The 17757-nt window shown below is 69.5% G+C and carries 15 protein-coding genes, 2 tRNA genes and 2 pseudogenes; 10 read left to right on the top strand and 9 right to left on the bottom strand.

All coding sequences use genetic code 11. The annotated features are described in order from the left end of the window. Nucleotides 1-64 precede the first annotated feature (64 nt). Nucleotides 65-631, top strand: a pseudogene (locus ACSNN7_RS04935) (DUF721 domain-containing protein); the annotation flags it as partial. On the opposite strand, the gene ACSNN7_RS04930 reads toward ACSNN7_RS04935, so the two are convergent. Further along, complete coding sequence (locus ACSNN7_RS04930) at nucleotides 622-864, bottom strand: hypothetical protein (protein WP_436679441.1); 243 nt, start codon at nucleotides 862-864, stop codon at nucleotides 622-624. The pseudogene ACSNN7_RS04935 and the gene ACSNN7_RS04930 overlap by 10 nt on opposite strands. Nucleotides 865-955: 91 nt before the next feature. On the opposite strand from ACSNN7_RS04930, the gene ACSNN7_RS04925 reads away from it, so the two are divergent. Then, nucleotides 956-1495: a MarR family winged helix-turn-helix transcriptional regulator gene (locus tag ACSNN7_RS04925; protein ID WP_436679440.1), complete on the top strand. Its 540-nt coding sequence runs from the start codon at nucleotides 956-958 to the stop codon at nucleotides 1493-1495. Here ACSNN7_RS04925 and ACSNN7_RS04920 read toward each other — a convergent pair. Then, entirely contained in the window at nucleotides 1480-2034 is a 555-nt protein-coding gene (locus tag ACSNN7_RS04920) for a hypothetical protein (RefSeq protein ID WP_436679439.1), read from the bottom strand. The genes ACSNN7_RS04925 and ACSNN7_RS04920 overlap by 16 nt on opposite strands. Before the next feature lie 525 nt (nucleotides 2035-2559). Here ACSNN7_RS04920 and gyrB point away from each other — a divergent pair. From gyrB to ACSNN7_RS04890, 6 genes are all read left to right on the top strand, one after another. Further along, nucleotides 2560-4506 (top strand): DNA topoisomerase (ATP-hydrolyzing) subunit B, encoded by a 1947-nt coding sequence (gene gyrB / locus ACSNN7_RS04915; protein ID WP_436679438.1) that lies wholly within the window; start codon nucleotides 2560-2562, stop codon nucleotides 4504-4506. 130 nt (nucleotides 4507-4636) lie between these two features. Further along, the gene (gyrA, locus tag ACSNN7_RS04910; protein ID WP_436679437.1) at nucleotides 4637-7156 is read left to right on the top strand and encodes a DNA gyrase subunit A; all 2520 of its coding nucleotides are present in this window, start codon (nucleotides 4637-4639) and stop codon (nucleotides 7154-7156) included. A gap of 3 nt (nucleotides 7157-7159) precedes the next feature. Next, nucleotides 7160-8044: a DUF3566 domain-containing protein gene (locus ACSNN7_RS04905; RefSeq protein WP_436679436.1), complete on the top strand. Its 885-nt coding sequence runs from the start codon at nucleotides 7160-7162 to the stop codon at nucleotides 8042-8044. A gap of 298 nt (nucleotides 8045-8342) precedes the next feature. Next, nucleotides 8343-8416, top strand: a tRNA-Ile gene (locus tag ACSNN7_RS04900). Between the two features lie 46 nt (nucleotides 8417-8462). Further along, complete coding sequence (locus tag ACSNN7_RS04895) at nucleotides 8463-8591, top strand: DLW-39 family protein (protein ID WP_218105107.1); 129 nt, start codon at nucleotides 8463-8465, stop codon at nucleotides 8589-8591. Between the two features lie 44 nt (nucleotides 8592-8635). Then, a tRNA-Ala gene (locus tag ACSNN7_RS04890) sits at nucleotides 8636-8711 on the top strand. Between the two features lie 55 nt (nucleotides 8712-8766). Here the strand turns inward: ACSNN7_RS04890 and ACSNN7_RS04885 are convergent. The 3 genes and pseudogenes from ACSNN7_RS04885 to ACSNN7_RS04875 form a co-directional block, all read right to left on the bottom strand. Next, nucleotides 8767-9009: pseudogene (locus ACSNN7_RS04885) on the bottom strand (tyrosine-type recombinase/integrase); the annotation flags it as partial. Nucleotides 9010-9027: 18 nt separating this feature from the next. Beyond that, entirely contained in the window at nucleotides 9028-9678 is a 651-nt protein-coding gene (locus tag ACSNN7_RS04880; RefSeq protein ID WP_436679435.1) for a DUF4241 domain-containing protein, read from the bottom strand. A gap of 1122 nt (nucleotides 9679-10800) precedes the next feature. Then, complete coding sequence (locus ACSNN7_RS04875) at nucleotides 10801-10956, bottom strand: hypothetical protein (RefSeq protein WP_436679434.1); 156 nt, start codon at nucleotides 10954-10956, stop codon at nucleotides 10801-10803. A gap of 182 nt (nucleotides 10957-11138) precedes the next feature. Here ACSNN7_RS04875 and ACSNN7_RS04870 point away from each other — a divergent pair, with 182 nt between their 5' ends. Continuing rightward, nucleotides 11139-11495 carry a hypothetical protein gene (locus ACSNN7_RS04870; RefSeq protein WP_436679433.1) on the top strand — a complete coding sequence of 119 codons (357 nt, stop codon included), beginning with the start codon at nucleotides 11139-11141 and terminating at the stop codon, nucleotides 11493-11495. Between the two features lie 324 nt (nucleotides 11496-11819). Beyond that, nucleotides 11820-12290 carry a hypothetical protein gene (locus ACSNN7_RS04865; RefSeq protein ID WP_436679432.1) on the top strand — a complete coding sequence of 157 codons (471 nt, stop codon included), beginning with the start codon at nucleotides 11820-11822 and terminating at the stop codon, nucleotides 12288-12290. Between the two features lie 178 nt (nucleotides 12291-12468). Here the strand turns inward: ACSNN7_RS04865 and ACSNN7_RS04860 are convergent, their stop codons facing one another. The 4 genes from ACSNN7_RS04860 to helR all read right to left on the bottom strand — a co-directional run bounded on the left by ACSNN7_RS04860 (nucleotide 12469) and on the right by helR (nucleotide 17707). Then, nucleotides 12469-12849, bottom strand: a complete 381-nt coding sequence (locus ACSNN7_RS04860) for a YciI family protein (protein ID WP_436679431.1) — start codon at nucleotides 12847-12849, stop codon at nucleotides 12469-12471. A gap of 218 nt (nucleotides 12850-13067) precedes the next feature. After that, complete coding sequence (locus tag ACSNN7_RS04855; RefSeq protein ID WP_436679430.1) at nucleotides 13068-14240, bottom strand: hypothetical protein; 1173 nt, start codon at nucleotides 14238-14240, stop codon at nucleotides 13068-13070. Between the two features lie 274 nt (nucleotides 14241-14514). Beyond that, complete coding sequence (locus ACSNN7_RS04850) at nucleotides 14515-15480, bottom strand: phosphotransferase enzyme family protein (protein WP_436679429.1); 966 nt, start codon at nucleotides 15478-15480, stop codon at nucleotides 14515-14517. A gap of 73 nt (nucleotides 15481-15553) precedes the next feature. Next, nucleotides 15554-17707: an RNA polymerase recycling motor ATPase HelR gene (gene helR / locus ACSNN7_RS04845; RefSeq protein ID WP_436679428.1), complete on the bottom strand. Its 2154-nt coding sequence runs from the start codon at nucleotides 17705-17707 to the stop codon at nucleotides 15554-15556. Between the last annotated feature and the right edge of the window lie 50 nt (nucleotides 17708-17757).

Below are 17757 nucleotides of genomic sequence, written 5' to 3'. Positions count from 1 at the left end.
GGACGCCGCGCGTGGTGGCCGCGGCGCCGGAACCGGCGGGAAGGCCGGTGCGACCGGTGGGCCGGGGGCCGGGGCCGTCGGCGGGGCGCGACCGACCGATGCCGGTGCGGACGCGGCGGCCGGGGCGGGCGCGGCCGGGCCGGAGCTGGCTCGGGCGGTGCTGGACGCGGCGAAGGCCCGGCGGGCGGAGACGGCGAAGAGCCGGCGGAAGAGCGCGGTCTCCGGCGACGGCGGCGAGCGGCGGCTGCGGGGCTACTCCGGGCCGGGCCCGGACCCGCGCGACCCGCAGCCACTCGGGGTGGTGCTGGAACGGCTGATGAAGGCGCGCGGCTGGCAGCAGCCGGCCGCCGAGGCGACAGTCTTCGGCGCCTGGGAGAAGGTGGTCGGGCCGGAGATCGCCCAGCACAGCCGCCCGGTCAAGCTGGAGGACGGCGAGCTGACCGTGGAGGCGCGGTCCACCGCCTGGGCCACCCAGCTGCGGCTGCTCGCCGGCTCGCTGCTCAAGCGGATCGCCGGCGAGGTGGGCCACAACGTGGTGCGCAAGCTGCACATCCACGGCCCGGCGGCGCCGTCCTGGTCCAAGGGGCCGCGCCGGGTGCGGGGCCGGGGCCCCCGCGACACCTACGGCTGACGGTCCCGCTCGGCGCGTCGGGCCGCGCGCTCGGCGCGCTTGCGCTCCCGCTGCTCACGGCTCCACTGCTTGCGCCGCTCGAGGTCCTGTTTCCACAGCTCGCGGGCCTGCGTCGACCCGCCCTGCACCGCGCCAGGCACCCCCTCGGCCGGCCCGGCCAGGTACTTGTAGGCCCAGGCCCAGAACCGGCCGCCCTCGCCGGGGGCCTTCTGGTGCCGCTCCGCCTCGCTCATCGCGCCCGACCTCTCCGTGACCCCGTTTGTACCCCAACGATTGGTGTACCAACCATTGGTACGATAGCAACGACCGCAAGGAGGCCGAACGGTGCGTGACCAGCTGGACGGGGATCCGCTGGCGCTGGAGCAGCAGGTGTGTTTCGCGCTCTCCGTCGCCGCGCGCGGGGTGGTCGCCGTCTACCGGCCGTTGCTGGAGCCGATGGGGCTGACCCACCCGCAGTACCTGGTGATGCTCGCCCTGTGGCAGCACGCGCCGCTGTCGGTCCGGGAGCTCAGCCGGTTGCTCCAGCTCGACCCCGGCACACTGTCGCCGCTGCTCAAGCGACTGGAGGCGGCGGGCCTCGTGCGGCGGGAGCGGGACGCGGCGGACGAGCGGAGCCTCGCCGTCACGCTCACCGCCGGCGGCCAGGCGCTGCGCGCCCGGGCCGAGCAGATCCCGCCGGCGATCGTGGCGCGGCTCGGTATGCCGGTCGAGGAGCTGCTGCGGCTGCACACGATGCTGACCGAGGTGATCGGGGCGGCCAACCGGGCCGTGACCGGCAGCGCACCGGCCCGGCGACCGCCGGACGACGACAGCGACCCGCCCGGCCAGGTCGACCGGGCGGGCCGGGATCAGGCGTCGGCGTAGACGGCGAAGCCGCGGTCCGCGCAGCGGCGGTAGAAGGCGGCCAGCACGCCCAGTTCGGCGCAGGTGAAGTCCCACTGCGGCGGCTCACCGCTCTCGTCGCGCAGCGCGTCGAGCCGGGTGTCCAGCCAGCGCAGCTGCTGCTCGGCGAGGCGCCCGTCGGCCATCAGCGAGCGGAGCACCTCGCCGACCGACTCGAAGGTGACCGTCTCGCCGAAGGGACGGTGCTGGGCGACGAACTTCTCCACCCCGCCCGCGATCCAGGAGCACCCGTCCGGGTCGATCACCGGGTCCTCGTCCTCGGCGGCGGCGTCCGTGGCGTAGAGCACATTTTCCAGGCCGAGGATCAGGTCGACCAGTTCGGTGTAGGCGGTCGCCCGGACCGTGCCGGTCTTGGCGATGTGTTCGGCGAGCGCGGCCGTCGGTGCGGAGATCCGCGGGATGTCCACGATCTCCCCGAAATCGACGAACTCGGCCGGCGCGACCGGATCGTAGAAGCGGCCGGTCCGCGGCCAGTGCACCGCGACGTTGTCCAGCCCCATCTGGCGTCACCCCTTGTGAGCACGTGTCGGATCGATCAGGTCGATCGTCCCGGTTACGGATGGAAAAGATCAAGACCAGCACCGGTGGCGCCGCAAAGCTACGGTACGGCCGCTCTGCGCGCGACCCCCGACCGGCCGCCGGCCCGGCCCGATTCCGTGGCGGTGCCGCCCCCGATCCCCCCTTGGCGTGTAGGGGGAGTCGCGGACAGCGCGATTCGGGCCGCTACGGAGGTCTCAGACGCCGCGCAGGGGGTGCCGAGTGGCGTCTCTGTCGTCCGCGCACAGTAGGATTGACGACGAGACGAAGACCGGACGCGGAGCGACGGACACGGGCCCCCGGGGCCCTTGGTCAAAGTCCTGCGTCGGGTCGAGCCGATCGCGATCCGCGGGCAACCGCGGCGACCGGCGTACGCGATCCGTCACCCGGAGTTCCCGGGGCGGTCCGTGCGCCGACGTCGCGTCCTGTCCGCCGAACCCGCGCCTGACGCGCCCCCTGGCGCGGCCGGCGCGAGAAAGTGGCCGAGGGTGGCAGCGCAGGACAAGCAGGAGTACAGCGCCGAGTCGATCACCGTCCTCGAGGGGCTCGAGGCGGTCCGCAAGCGGCCCGGTATGTACATCGGGTCGACCGGCGAGCGCGGTCTGCACCACCTCGTGTGGGAGGTCGTGGACAACGCCGTGGACGAGGCGCTGGCCGGCCACTGCGACACCATCGACGTGGTGCTGCTGGCCGACGGCGGGGTCCGGGTCACCGACAACGGCCGTGGCTTCCCGGTCGACCTGCACCCCAAGCTGAAGAAGCCGGGTGTCGAGGTCGCGCTCACCGTGCTGCACGCGGGCGGCAAGTTCGACGGCAAGGCGTACGCGGTCTCCGGCGGTCTGCACGGCGTCGGCGTCTCGGTGGTCAACGCCCTCTCCACGAAGATGGCGGTGGAGATCCACAAGTCCGGCTTCGTCTGGCGGCAGCAGTACGCCAACTCCAAGCCGTCGCCGCTGGAGAAGGGGGAGACCACCGACCGCACCGGCTCGGCGGTCTCCTTCTGGCCGGACGCCGACGTCTTCGAGACCGTCGACTTCGACTTCCAGACCATCTACCGCCGCCTGCAGGAGATGGCGTTCCTCAACCGCGCCCTCCGTATCCACCTGCTCGACGAGCGGGTGGCCGAGGAGGAGGACGGCCGGCAACGTGAGGTGACCTTCCTCTACGAGGGCGGCATCGCCGACTTCGTCCGGCACCTCAACGCCTCGAAGAACCCGATCCACAAGACGGTGGTCGAGTTCGGGGCCGAGGAGGAGGGCATGTCGGTCGAGATCGCCATGCAGTGGAACGAGTCGTACGGCGAGTCGGTCTACACCTTCGCCAACACCATCAACACCCACGAGGGCGGTACCCACGAGGAAGGCTTCCGGGCCGCGCTGACCAGCGTGGTGAACCGCTACGGCGCGGACAAGAAGCTGCTCAAGGGCGACGAGAAGCTCTCCGGCGAGGACATCCGCGAGGGCCTGGCGGCGATCATCTCGGTCAAGCTGGCCAACCCGCAGTTCGAGGGCCAGACGAAGACCAAGCTGGGCAACACCCCGGTGAAGAGCTTCGTGCAGCGGGTCTGCAACGAGTGGCTGGTCGACTGGTTCGACCGGAACCCGGCCGAGGCGAAGATCATCATCCAGAAGGCCTCCCAGGCGGCCCGGGCCCGGATCGCCGCGCAGCAGGCGCGCAAGCTGGCCCGGCGCAAGTCGCTGCTGGAATCCGGATCGATGCCGGGCAAGCTGGCCGACTGCCAGTCCACCGACCCGCGCGAGTCCGAGGTGTTCATCGTCGAGGGCGACTCGGCCGGTGGCTCGGCCAAGCAGGGGCGCGACCCGCGGACCCAGGCGATCCTGCCGATCCGCGGCAAGATCCTCAACGTGGAGAAGGCCCGGATCGACCGGGTGCTGAAGAACAACGAGGTCCAGGCGCTGATCACCGCGCTGGGCACCGGCATCCATGACGACTTCGACATGGAGAAGCTGCGGTACCACAAGGTGGTGCTGATGGCCGACGCCGACGTCGACGGCCAGCACATCCAGACGCTGCTGCTCACCCTGCTCTTCCGCTTCATGCGCCCGCTGGTCGAGCTGGGGCACGTCTACCTGGCCGCCCCGCCGCTCTACAAGATCAAGTGGAACAAGAAGGGCGACGACGCGCAGTACGCGTACTCGGACCGGGAGCGCGACGGGCTGATCGCACTGCGCCAGCAGAAGAAGCCCAACGCCCGGCCGGACGACATCCAGCGGTTCAAGGGTCTCGGTGAGATGAACTACCCCGAGCTGTGGGAGACCACGATGAACCCGGCCACCCGTACGCTGCGCCAGGTCACGCTCGACGACGCCGCCACGGCCGACGAGCTGTTCAGCGTGCTGATGGGTGAGGACGTCGAGGCGCGCCGCTCGTTCATCCAGCGCAACGCCAAGGACGTGCGGTTCCTCGACATCTGACGGTGCCGCACGGGTCGGCCGGGCAGTCCCCGGCCGGCCCGTCGGTCCACAGAGTTATCCACAGCTTGGCCGGTTTCCACAGCCGTTATCCACAGCACGAAAACGACTCTGAGTCTGATAAGGGTTAACAGTGACCGATACTCCCGAGTCCACCCCGAACGAGCCGGAGATCCCGGAGACACTTGCGGCGGTCGTGGCGCACGACCGGATCGAGCCGGTCGGCCTCGAGGTCGAGATGCAGCGCTCGTACCTCGACTACGCCATGAGCGTCATCGTCGGACGGGCCCTGCCGGACGTCCGGGACGGGCTCAAGCCGGTCCACCGCAAGATCCTCTACGCCATGTTCGACTCCGGCTACCGGCCGGACCGCGGCTACGTGAAGTGCTCGCGCGTCGTCGGTGACGTGATGGGTCAGTTCCACCCGCACGGCGACTCGGCGATCTACGACGCGCTGGTCCGGATGGCGCAGCCCTGGTCGCTGCGGTACCCGCTGGTGGACGGCAACGGCAACTTCGGCTCCCCGGGCAACGACCCGGCCGCCGCCATGCGGTACACCGAGTGCAAGCTCGACCCGCTGGCCATGGAGATGCTGCGGGACATCGACGAGGACACCGTCGACCTCCAGGACAACTACGACGGCCGGGCCAAGGAGCCCACCATCCTGCCGTCGCGGATCCCCAACCTGCTGGTCAACGGCTCCGAGGGCATCGCGGTCGGCATGGCCACCAAGATCCCTCCGCACAACCTGCGCGAGATCGGCGCGGCGGTGCAGTGGTGCCTGGAGCACCCGGAGGAGGACGAGGCCACCACCCTCGACGCGCTGCTGGAGATCGTCAAGGGCCCGGACTTCCCCACCCACGGCCTGATCGTCGGCACCCAGGCGATCCAGGACGCGTACCGGACCGGGCGTGGCTCGATCCGGATGCGCGCCGTGGTCGAGGTGGAGGAGGACAAGCGCGGCCGCCCCTGCCTGGTGGTCAGCGAGCTGCCCTACCAGGTGAACCCGGACAACCTGGCCGAGCGGATCGCCGAGCTGATCAAGGAGGGCAAGCTCGCCGGCATCGCCGACATCCGCGACGAGTCCTCCGGGCGTACCGGCATGCGGATCGTGCTCGTGCTGAAGCGCGACGCGGTCGCCAAGGTGGTGCTGAACAACCTCTACAAGCACACCCAGCTCCAGGAGACCTTCGGCGCCAACATGCTGGCCCTGGTCGACGGGGTGCCGCGCACGCTGAACCTGGCCCAGTTCATCCGCTACTACGTCGAGCACCAGATCGACGTGATCCGCCGGCGCACCGCCTTCCGGCTGCGCAAGGCCGAGGAGCGGGCGCACATCCTGCGCGGTCTGGCCAAGGCGCTGGACGCCCTCGACGAGGTGATCGCGCTGATCCGGCGCTCGCCCACCGTCGACGACGCCCGCCAGGGCCTGATCCGGCTGCTGGAGATCGACGAGATCCAGGCGACCGCGATCCTGGACATGCAGCTGCGCCGCCTGGCCGCCCTGGAGCGGCAGCGGATCATCGACGACCTCACCAAGCTCGAGATCGAGATCGCCGACCTCAAGGACATCCTCGCCAAGCCGGAGCGGCAGCGGCGGATCGTCTCGGAGGAGCTCGGCGAGATCGTCGCGAAGTGGGGCGACGACCGGCGTACGAAGATCGTGCCGTTCGACGGCGAGGTCTCGATGGAGGACCTGATCGCCCGCGAGGACGTGGTGGTCACCATCACCCGCACCGGGTACGCCAAGCGGACCAAGGTCGACCTGTACCGCTCCCAGCGGCGCGGCGGCAAGGGCGTCAGCGGGGCGACCCTGCGGCAGGACGACATCGTGAGCCACTTTTTCGTATGCTCCACCCACGACTGGATCCTGTTCTTCACGAACAAGGGCCGCGTCTACCGGGCGAAGGCGTACGAACTGCCGGAAGCCAGTAGGGTGGCCAAGGGCCAGCACGTGGCCAACCTGCTCGCCTTCCAACCGGACGAGCAGATCGCGCAGATCATCGAAATCCCGAACTACCAGGTGGCTCCCTACCTGGTACTGGCCACGAAGAACGGCCTGGTGAAGAAGACGCGGCTCGAGGAGTTCGACTCCAACCGTTCCGGCGGCATCATCGCGATCAACCTGCGCGATGAGGACGAGCTGGTCGGTGCTGCCCTCGTCGCGCCCTCCGACGACCTGCTGATGGTGTCGAAGAAGGCGCAGGCGATCCGGTTCAACGCCAGCGACGAGGCGTTGCGGCCGATGGGGCGGGCGACCACGGGCGTCATCGGCATGCGCTTCACCGACGACGACGTCCTGCTGGCCATGGAGGTGGTTCGGGAGGGTCTGGACGTTCTGGTGGCCACGAACGGGGGATACGCGAAACGTACCCCGATCGAGGAATACCCGGTCCAGGGCCGGGGAGGTAAGGGCGTGCTGACTGCGAAGATCACCGAGCGCCGCGGTGGTCTGGTCGGCGCTGTCGTGATCGACCCGGAGGACGAACTGTTCGCGATCACCAGCAACGGCGGCGTCATCCGGACTCCGGTGAAGCCTGTACGCCGTACGCGTGACCGGAACACAATGGGGGTCAAGCTGATGGACCTCCCGGACGGCGTGACTATCGTGGCGATTGCTCGCAATGCCGACGAGCCTGACGAACAGGACTAGTTGATGACGGAGACACAGGCGAAGTCGGGGAACAAGGGACCCTCGGCCACCCCGGTCGACGAGGAGGCCGCCAAGAGCGGCACAACGGCGGCCGGCCGGGCCGCCGTGGGCCGGGCAACCGTCCCCGCCGACGCGCCTGCCCCGAAGTTCACCCGGGCCCCCGGTATGGCACCGCCGCCGGACAAGCCCGGGGAGGATTCGGGGGCGAGCGAAAAGGCCGAGACGCCGACCGACGCGCCGACCTCCGCGGCGATGCCGGTCAGCGCCCCGGTCGCCGCCAGCACCACCACCCAGCCGATCAAGGCGGGCACCGCCACGTCCCCGTCCAGCACCGGCACCCAGCCGAAGGTGGGCGCTCCGACCAGGCCGTCGCCCGACGGCGGCCGTCCGGCCGGCTCCGGCCGCCCCGCAAACGGGGGCGGCCTTCCGCCGGGCGTCGGCGGCGCCGCAGCCGTCGGGGCCGCGCGGGTGGGTGAGGCGGTACGCGCCGCGCGCAGCTCGGTCAGCTCGGCCGCGTCCCGCGGACCGCGCCGGGCCCGGCTGAACCTCAAGCGGATCGACCCGTGGTCCGTGATGAAGTTCGCGTTCGCCGTCTCGGTGGTGCTCTTCATCGTCGTCGTGGTCGCCACCTCGGTGCTCTACCTGGCGCTGGACGCGATGGGGGTCTTCCAGAGCGTCAACGAGAGCCTGACCGACCTGGTCAACGCCGGCGGGCAGGGCACCGGGGGCTTCCAGATCACCGCCCGGGGCGTGATCCTCAGCTCGGCGCTGATCGGCCTGGTCAACGTCGTCCTGTTCACGGCGCTCGCCACGCTGGGCGCGTTCGTCTACAACGTCTGCGCCGACCTGGTCGGCGGGATCGAGCTGACGCTCGCCGAGCGCGACTGACATCTGACGTCGACGCCGGGGCCACCGCGGTTGCGGTAGCCCCGGCGTCGGCGCGTCTGGCCCCGATCTCCGCCGGGGCGCGGCTGCTGTCCCCCGTTTGTGGCGTGTCGGGGTGTCCCGGCGGGCTGACGCCCCGACACGCCGCAAACGGGGATCGACTGCCGGCGCGGGGCCCCCCGGGGAAAGAGGTCGCCGCCACGCGGCCGCTCCGGGTACGGTCACAGAGGGCCACGAGCGCCACGGCCACCCCGATTTGGGGCCGGACGAGGCGATGGGTTAACCTTGCTCGTCGCCACGCGGGGCTATAGCTCAGTCGGTTAGAGCGCAGAGCTGATAACTCTGAGGTCGCTGGTTCGATTCCAGCTAGCCCCACCGCACACCGTTCCGACGGCAGCAGTCGAGCGCGAGGGGTCGCCCCATGTTCAAGAAGCTTCTGTTCCTGGTCGGCGTCGTCGGCGTGGCCGCTGTGGTTGCCAAGAAGGTCAAGGCCTCCAACGACGAGCGCGCCCTCTGGCACGAGGCCACCACCGCGCCCGACCTGCGCTGACACCCGCTGGCGACGGCCAGCACCCGGCGGCTCCGACCGCCCTCGGGGCCCTAGCTCAACTGGCAGAGCACTGCCTTTGCAAGGCAGGGGTTAGGGGTTCGAGTCCCCTGGGCTCCACCAGCACCTCCTTTGGTTGATCTCGGTTCCAAGTACAGCCATTTGTACAGCCAAGCGGTCACGCCGTCCCCTCCTCGCCCAGCACACGATCGATGGCCGAGGCGGCCTGACGAGCCCGCACGGGCAGGACGTGGCCGTAGGTGTCGGCCGTCATTCGGATCGTGGAGTGCCCGAGCATTTCCACCCCCGTGCGCAGCTCCTCGCCCTGGTCGAGCAGGAACGTGGCGACGGCGTGCCGCAGGTCGTGCAGATGCAGCCAGTCCAGACCGGCCGCCGCGCGCAGCTGCTCGAAGCGCCGGTTGACGTTCCAGCGGTTGAATCAGACTTCTGCCGTCTGGTCCGGGATGACCAGGAAGTCAGTGACGTAGCTGGTTACCTCGCCGTCGGCGGCATAACCGATGAAGGTCGGGTAGAGGCCGTCGCCCCATCCGGAGCTAACGATGATCACGTTCGCTCCGGTCGCTTCGTCTGTAATGGCATCGACAGCGGCAGGTGCCGGCGGCACCTGCGCCGGGATGAAGACCTCGTCCACCTGGTCGAACTCCCAGCGGGCCAGCGCCCGCACGGCCACCGCGTCTGCCGGTGTGCCCACGCCCGCGTCGACCGGATAGCCGAAGAACCCGTCCGCTCCCAGCTCGACGGGCTCCTGCCCGTCGGTCAGCGCCAGCTCCCAGCGCATCGTCGGTAGATCCCTGACAACGAGTTGGAGAGCAGCGGTGCGGTCCTGTGGTTCACTCCCGGTCTGGCGGACTGCCGCCACCCACGCGTATAGCCGATACCGACCTGGCGCAACCGTGACCGTGAACGGCGCCGCTGTGTCGGGGGCAATCAACGGATCGCAACCGACAACCTGACCGCTCGGCAGCGTCACCATGCCAACCGGACGCGCCTTGATCACGTACTCGACGCCGTCTTGTGTGATCCGAGCACCGTCGATCAACACCGTGGTCAGGTCAGGCAGGTATGGCACACATCCTCCAGCACTACCAGCACACCCAGGGAATTGGCAGCGATCATGCCAGGCTCGGCTGTCACCCACCGTCACCGGGCTGGTCGAGCCATCAAAGCCCGCTGTCGTGCACGTCCTGGGACGGATTCGTCAAGCACGTGGGGGGACCAGACATAGCCCTAGGCGGTATGCGTTGCCGAGTTCCGCTCTATCAGATCAAGGCGGCCCGCAAGCGGGCCGCGCCGGCCCGGCCCCGGCCTGCGGGCGACCTCCGGCCGGCATCGGCCGGGCCGGCCGGCCACGCTGACGGAACCACCACGAGCACTGAGGCGAGACGATCTCTGGGCTGCTCCCCGTCGAGGTCGGGGCGACCGGCTGCCGCGCAGCGGAGCTGCTTGCCCCTGAACTCTCGTGGGCACCGCCCGCGGTTCGATGACGACGAGGACCAGGGCGTGACCCATCCCCCGGATGCCGATCCTCTACGCCACCCGCCCGGCGTCAAGGGCGCTGCGCGTCGGCACGCCGATGGCCTACGGCCACCCTTGACCCCGACCGGCCGCCGCAGTCCTTGGAACCTATCCGGGAGATGGGGGCAGACCGGCGGCCAGCACTGATACCGTCCGCCAGGAGGAACGCCCATGTCTGTGCAGGGGCCACCAGAGGCAGTCACTCAGGATGCGGTGGCGATGCTGCTACACCTGGCGTTCATCGAGATTCGTTCCCAGACATCGCCCTTGACCGCGGACCAGTCAACAAAAGCACTGGCCAAGCGATGTGACCGAATAAATGAACTCGCTGACCTCTGCCACAACCTGCCCGGATACCTCGCGCCCGAACGGCGGCACCGGGCTGCGGAAGGGCTGCGATACGTGTGGCGGGTCTCGTCAGGACGCAAACGCAACTGGCTCCGGAGTCGCTTAGACGACCTCGGCTACGACTATGGGTGGCTGGAAGCCGTCGACTTGGAGGAACCCGCCAAAGGCCACCATGGGCCATCTGTGGGCCAGTAAGCGTGGTGCGCAGCGGGCATCAGCGGGCACGTGACGCAACCGGGCGGACCGTCGCCCGCAGGCGTTTCGGGCATCACGACCGCTTGAGCACGCTCTTCCAAACTGACGCTCCGGGCCCAGCGAGGACGGCCAGTTAGTCGTACAGCCAGAAGGCGGCACAGCCGAAACACAGCGCCAGCAGAACGGCCGAGGCGAGCAGCAGCACGAGTAGTGTGGGCAGTTCGTTACGCGCCGTCGGCGCAGACGGCTCCGGCGGCGGACTGCCGGCGGCGGGCTCGGGGTCGGGCACGTCGTGATCATGTCAAACCCGACCGTGTGGCTGTACAGCCATCCGTACAGCCAAGCCGGCAGACAGGCACAGGTGACGAGCGGCCGTGGTCGACGAGTCGAGCAGGTCAACGGCAAGGGTCGACACCAGCCGGCAACAGTCTTGATCTTTGCAAGGTGAGGGTCGGCTGGAAGGCTCGTAGCGTGACCAGCATCTACCGCGAGGGCACTGAGCTCGATCTGGACGACATCAACCGGTTGCTCCGGCAGGTTCTGGTGGCGAACCGTACCTACGAGGCTGCGGTCGACCTCTGGGGTGAGTTGGGACCTACAGACCTCAACGACACGCTGAGACTCAATCTCTACCTTCAATGGGCGGCGCTCACTGACTGGGTTGAACTCAAGCCTCAGGAAGAGGAGGAGGCGAGTCTGGAGATGGTCCGTGCGGCGCAAGAGTGGCTAGCTCTGGACCTCGCGGACGCCGCCGCCTTGGACCGGTACTTCGATCACTGGCTGTATGACGCTCTCGGGTACTCCCGCAAAGGATCCGGGTCGGCGTGACCGCGACAGCGGACGCTTCACGAAGATCAACTAGTGCAACGCCAGTACACCTGAGCACCGCAAGCGCTGTGAAGCGTCGAGAGGCACTGACAGCGCCGGCCGAGGTCGGGGCGTCGATGAGCCCGATTCCACCCAATGCGAAAGGCGCTCGCGGCTTAGGGGTTCAAGTCCTCTGGACGCCACCAGCACCTCTGGAACCTGCCCTTATTGCCGAGATTTAGGGTGAACGGCGAGCCGGGCCGATCCGACCGCCATCCCCAAGGCCAGCGCTGGGGGATCGCTTTCCCGTTGCCTGATGCCTGTCGAGTCCCGAAGATTGCCCGCATGGAGCCGGTAGTGCAGTGGGTGCGGACGTCGTGGACGAAGCAGTTTCGGGGCGGCACGGCCGCGGCGAAGCGGAATGCGGCACCGGTTGCCTTTCGGTTGCCTACCGAGACGGCACCACTCGTACACGAAGTCCTCCAAGGCGAGTCCGACGAGTTCCGACCGCACTCCACTACGCAGCTGGCGCTGCCCGTTGACGGCGTGCAGCTGCGCCAGGTCGATGGGCGGCTTCGGGTGCAGCTCGATGCGTCATCGCGGGGGATGCCGCGGCGCCATCGCCGACCGCCGGTTCTGCTCCTGAAGCCCGGCGAGTGGCTGCGCTGGCAAATCAACTACCGGTTCGTAGGGTGCTGCACCGGCGACTGGTCGTACCGGCTCGACACTCTGAATGTCGCTCACGGTCAGGTTCCGGTCGACACGTTCCTCGGGGAGCCGACCTACGTCATGGATGAGCGCGGCTACCTGAGGTAGGCCCCAACGGGATTCGGCGGCCACGCAGGCTTGGCTGTACAGCCATTCGTACAGCCAAGCCTGCCGGCTGGCCCGGTCATGGGCAGACGCGAGACGACAGGGCGTGCAGGTCAACGGCAGCCGAGCTCGGTGCGCTCGGCCGGTCCGTAGACGGACAGCGCGTACCTGGGCACCCTGCTCACTTCTGTCCAGAGCCGCTACGCCGGGCCTGCCCGGGACCGCGGAACCGGTGCACCTCCTGCGGCCAGTCGAGCACCGTCGCGAGCCTGCCGGCCCAGTACCGCGCCGCCGCGTCGTCAGGCACGTCAACGACCACGAAGCCGCCGAGGTGCTCCTTGGACTCGACGTACGGACCGTCGGTGAAGATCGGCTTGCCGTCAACCGGCTCGACACTGCACATTGCGGTGGACCGGTCGAGCCCGCCGTTGGTGAAGATCAGGACATCGTCAGCCTGCATCTCCTCAATCACAACCCGGACGGCCGTGGCCTTCTCGCGCAGTTCCTCCGCCGTGTGGTCGGGCACCCACTCGTCGTTGAAGGTGATCAGGTACTCCGTCACTGTCGTCTCCTCGCAGTTCCCCGGACGAGGGCCTTACCCGACTCCTCGTATCCGGCGGCCCGGCCGCCGCACACTCGTTCTACGAATGGCTGTGCAGCGATCCGACATCATCCCGGGAACTTTTGAAGGCAGCGCCAGCTGCGGAGCATCGCGTCCGTCGCGGACCGCACGATCGGAGGGCCATCTGCGCACCGCCGACAGCGGTCACCCGTCGAGGGTCACCGGATGGCCCGGCGTCGGCGGGCCAGGAGCAGCATCAGGCCGCCACCCACCAGCATGGCGAGGCCGGCCCCGGCGGTCAGCCCGGCCTGAGGCCCGGTGATCGGCAAGCTGCCGCCACCACCAGCGCCGCCACCGTCACCGGGGCTGCCGCCATTACCTCCGCCGCTGCTGTTCGCGGCCACCACGACCGCGAACCCGTCCTGGTTGTCGCTGTCGTCCACGTCGGCCGCCCGAACGGCGACGGCGTTCGTGGGAAGGTCGCTCCGCGCCGGGCTGGAGAGGTCCGACCGCGGGTTGCTCAGGCCCTCGACCCGGACGGTCCCGTTCCGCAACGTGACCGGCGCCTTCGTCGCGGCCGGCACCGTCACCAGGTGGTACAGCTCGACGGCGGAGTGGAGCTGGTCGTTCGGGTCGGTGTCCTGGTCGACAGGAACGAGGGCCAGCCGGTCGTAGGTGCAGACCGCCGCACGCCCGGCGTCACTGAGGACGCATCCATCCGGCGGGCTGGTGAACGTCGCGCCCGTGGGCGCGCGCAGTTCGACCTTGACGCCATCGACCGGCTTCCGCCCCTGGTTGGCGATCGTGTAGCGCACCGCGCCCGTCTCGCCCGGATTCAACGTGCCGGTGGATGCGAGGCTGCCGTCGGCAGCGACCCGCACCGACTGCGTCACGTCCGGCGCCACCACCGAAAGGTCGGCTTCGGGGTGATCCACCACCTCGATCGGGAACCACTTCGTGTTGTCGGCCGGATTCGTGTCGACCGGCTTGACATCGACCGTCACCTTGATCCGGCCTGCGAGGGGCTCTCGGGTCTGGACGGTGGCGACGACGGGAAGCTCCACCGTCTCGCCCGGCCCTGGAAGCCGATCCGGCAGCAGGTCGCAGTACCAGCCGGAGACATCGCCGTCGCACTCAGCCAGCCCGCCGGTCGGCCAGAGCGAAATCTTGAAATCGAACTTGTCCAGCTCCGACGCGTCGACCCGGACGACGACCCGGGCCGGGGTCGCGTCGCCCCGGTTGCTGAGCTTCAGGTGCAGCGTCTTCTTCGTGACCCCTAGCGGAATCGTCCCGCCGGCCAGGTCGACAGTGAGGTCCGGACCCGCCGGCGCCGCCGAGGCGGACGTTGCGGGCACGCCGACCCCTCCGAGAAGAAGCAGCGCGGTGGCCACCGTTCGGGGCAGCCACGGAAGTCCGAACCTCATGACGGAGTCCTCCAGATGAACGGGCGGTGTGCGACCGGTGGACACTATCGACACTCGGCCGGGTTCGGTATCCCCCGCGTGACCCCTGACGGAGGGCGCGACTGGTGCCGTTTCAGGCTACGTACGCCCGGTCGTTGCGTGCTGTCGCACTACGCAGCCGCTTGCAGCGCTCCCGCGCTTCAGCCACCAGGGCGCGTACCTCTATCAACGTGATCCGCCGTGCTCGCTGGCTGCGAGAGGCTCAGGCCGCGTAGCTGGGGTCGGCGACGGTCTCGGCGATGCGGGTCAGCCAGTGCAGGTCGTTGACTCGAGATTCTGGACTGGCTGCGGAGTCGAGGATGCTGCCTAAGAAGACGGCGGCGTCGTCGAGGTGCCGCTCGCTGCGGTAGTAGCTCAGCATGGTCTGGTCCGGTTCCAGCGGCCCATAGCCTCGGCGGAAGAGTTCGGCGCGGTGCGCGTTGATCGGGTGGTCGCCGAAGTCTTGGCTGTAGACGAACATCAGGTCCCGCTCGCGCGGCGCGAGGATCGGCGCATCCCAGTCCACGACGTGCAGCGGACCGTCGCCGTCAGCGATCAGGTTGCCGGGGTGGATGTCGGCGTGGCAGATGACGTGTCGACCGTGCGTCACGCGGGAGGCGAGGTTGTCCACCGTTTCCGACAACCGATGCAGCGCGGCGCCGTACCGGTCCCAGAAGGCGCCGAGGGCCTCGCTCGCCGCAGCCTGCCCGCCGAGAGTCTGCAGCCGCTCGCCCGCGCTCGATCGGTAGGTCTCGACCGGCAGGACCGCGGCGATGTCGGCCCTCGGCGTGGCCGCATGCAGCCGACCCAGGAACTCGCCGTACTCGATCCACTGGCGGTCGGTGAGGCCGCGGCCCCACAGGCTGCCGCCGTTGTGGAACGGGTAGAGCAGCAGCCGGTAGTCCCCGAACCCGCGACTGGCTCCGCCGTCCGGCAGGTCGATCGGCGCTACGACCTGCCGGACGCCTTGCGCTCGGAGAAAACCGGGCAGCAGGACGGCCGCCCGGGTGAACTCGCCGCGTCGCATCTTCAGGAAGTAGCGCTCGCCGTCGGACGTGTCCACCCGGTACGCCCATGCGTGCCCGTCGAGCCCCACCGGCATGAAGACGAGACCGGCGATGTCCACGGCCCAGGCGGCGGCCACCTCCGCCGCCAGCAACCGCTCGTCGACGCCAGGCTTGTCGATCATCGTCGAAGCCTTGCAGCCGGCAGTCCGGCCGGCAACGCGGTTCCCCGCGGCGGGTCCGCCACTGCCTCGCGGCTCAGGGGTTCAGGACGACGAGTTGCTGGGTCGCTCGGGTCATCGCCACGTAGCGGTCGACCGCTCCTTCGATCCCTTCGCCGAACGACTCGGGGTCGACGAGGACGACCAGGTCGAACTCGAGCCCCTTGGACAGTTCCGGGGTCAGCGACCGGACGCGGGACGTCGCCTGGAACGTGGGATCGCCGATGACGCACGCGATCCCGTCGCTGTGCGCGGCGAGCCAGGCGTCGAGGATCGGGCTCAGGTCAGAGACGGATCCGTGTACGACGGGAATGTCGCTGCTGCGGATGGAGGTCGGCACGTTGGCGTCCGGGAGTACGGCCCGGATGACCGGCTCGGCCTCCGCCATGACCTCCTTCGGCGTCCGGTAGTTGATGCTCAGCGAGGCCAGGTTGATCCGGTCGAGCCCGATCCGCTCGAGCCGTTCCTGCCAAGACTCCGTGAACCCGTGCCGGGCCTGAGCCCGGTCCCCGACGATGGTGAAGCTCCGGGACGGGCAGCGGAGCAGCAACATCTGCCATTCCGCGTCGGTCAGTTCCTGCGCCTCGTCCACGACGATGTGCGCGAACGGGCCGGCGAGCCGGTCCGGCTCGGTGCTGGGCAGTGTCGCCTCGTCCTCGACCAGGGCATCCTGGAGATCGAGTTGGCGCAGGCTCGACAGCACACCCTCGCCGTCGTCATAGGCATGAGCCTCGATCAGCTCGTCGATGACCGTGGCCCTGCGCTCCCGTTCGACGGCGACGATGGCGTCGTGCCGCCTGTTGCGCCGGGAGGCCTCCGGGTCGCCGAGCCGCTGCCGTGCCGCGTCCAGGAGCGGCAGGTCGGACACCGTCCACGCCTGGGCGTCCGCGCGCTGCAACTTCCGCACGTCATCCGGGCTGAGCCAGGGAGCGCACCTGCGTAGGTAGGCGGGTACCGACCACAGGTCTGCGACGATGTCGGTCGCTTCGAGCAGTGGCCAGGCACGGTTGAGGGTCGTGAGCAGTTCCCTGTTCTGCTGCAACGACCTGCGGACCAGCTCGTCCGGCTCGTCGCCGTCGTACTTGTCCGTCAGGATCGTCAGCAGCTCCTCCCAGATCTCGTCACGCGCCTCGTTGTGCGGGGTACCGGGGCCCGGCGCCTCGAACGCCTCGGCCCACTCGTCGGCGCTCAGCCAGACGTCGGACTCGCCGACCGTGACCGTCATGCCCTTGGCCGGCGGCTCCTCGTAGAACCTGACGGCCGTCTCGATCGCCTTCACCAGGTCCGCGGACGACTTCAGGCGGGCCACCTCCGGGTCGGCTTCGACGGTTGCCGCGGCGCCCCTGGGCACGAGATCCCGCAGGGTGCAGGTCTGCACGTCCTCCTCGCCGAGGCTGGGCAGGACGTCGGAGACGTACGCGAGGTAGGGCTGGTGCGGACCGACGAACAGCACGCCGCCCCGGCGGTGACCGAGGCGCGGGTCGGCGTAGCGGAGGTAGGCGGTGCGGTGCAGCGCGACGACCGTCTTGCCGGTGCCCGGACCGCCGTCGACGACGAGCGCGCCGCGGGATCCCGCGCGGATGATGGCGTCCTGGTCGGCTTGGATCGTGCCGAGCACGTCCCGCATCCGGCTCGACCGGCTGCCGCCCAGGCTGGCGATGAAGGCGGACTGGTCGTCCAGCGCGGCGTGCCCTTCCAACCCGTCCGGGGTGAACACCTCGTCCCAGTAGTCGTTGATGCGGCCGCGGGTCCAGCGGTACCTGCGGCGGCTCGCCAGACCCATCGGATTGGCGTGGGTCGCTCCGAAGAACGGCTCGGCCGCGGGGGAGCGCCAGTCGAGCAACAGCCGGCGACCCGTGCTGTCGGTGAGGCCACGCCGTCCGACGTACACGGGCTCGGGGTTGTCCGCGCTGACCATGCGTCCGATGCAGAGGTCCAGCCCGAAGCGACGCAGTGCGCGCAGGCGGGCGGCCAGCCGGCGGACCTCCATGTCCCGGTCCACCGCCTGCCGGCCTTTGCCGCCAGGCGCCTTGCGCGCGGCGTCGAGACGGTCGGACAGGTCGGCGAACAACTGCTCGAGGCTCTCCGCGATGGCCGCGAAGTGCTGCTCGTCGCGGGCGATCAGCGCCGTGTCGGCCTTGGGCGAGAGATGGTCGGGAAGGTCGAATGCGCTGGTGGTCCGAGGAGTCATCTGATCGGTTCCGATCTGAGGTCGCTTGCGATCGAGGTCCTGGCTCGCCG

The sequence above is a fragment of the Micromonospora sp. URMC 105 genome (assembly GCF_051386295.1).
Taxonomy (GTDB): Bacteria; Actinomycetota; Actinomycetes; order Mycobacteriales; family Micromonosporaceae; genus Micromonospora.
The sequence above is the reverse complement of the archived record's forward strand: the minus strand, read 5'-3'. Positions and strand labels throughout refer to the sequence as shown.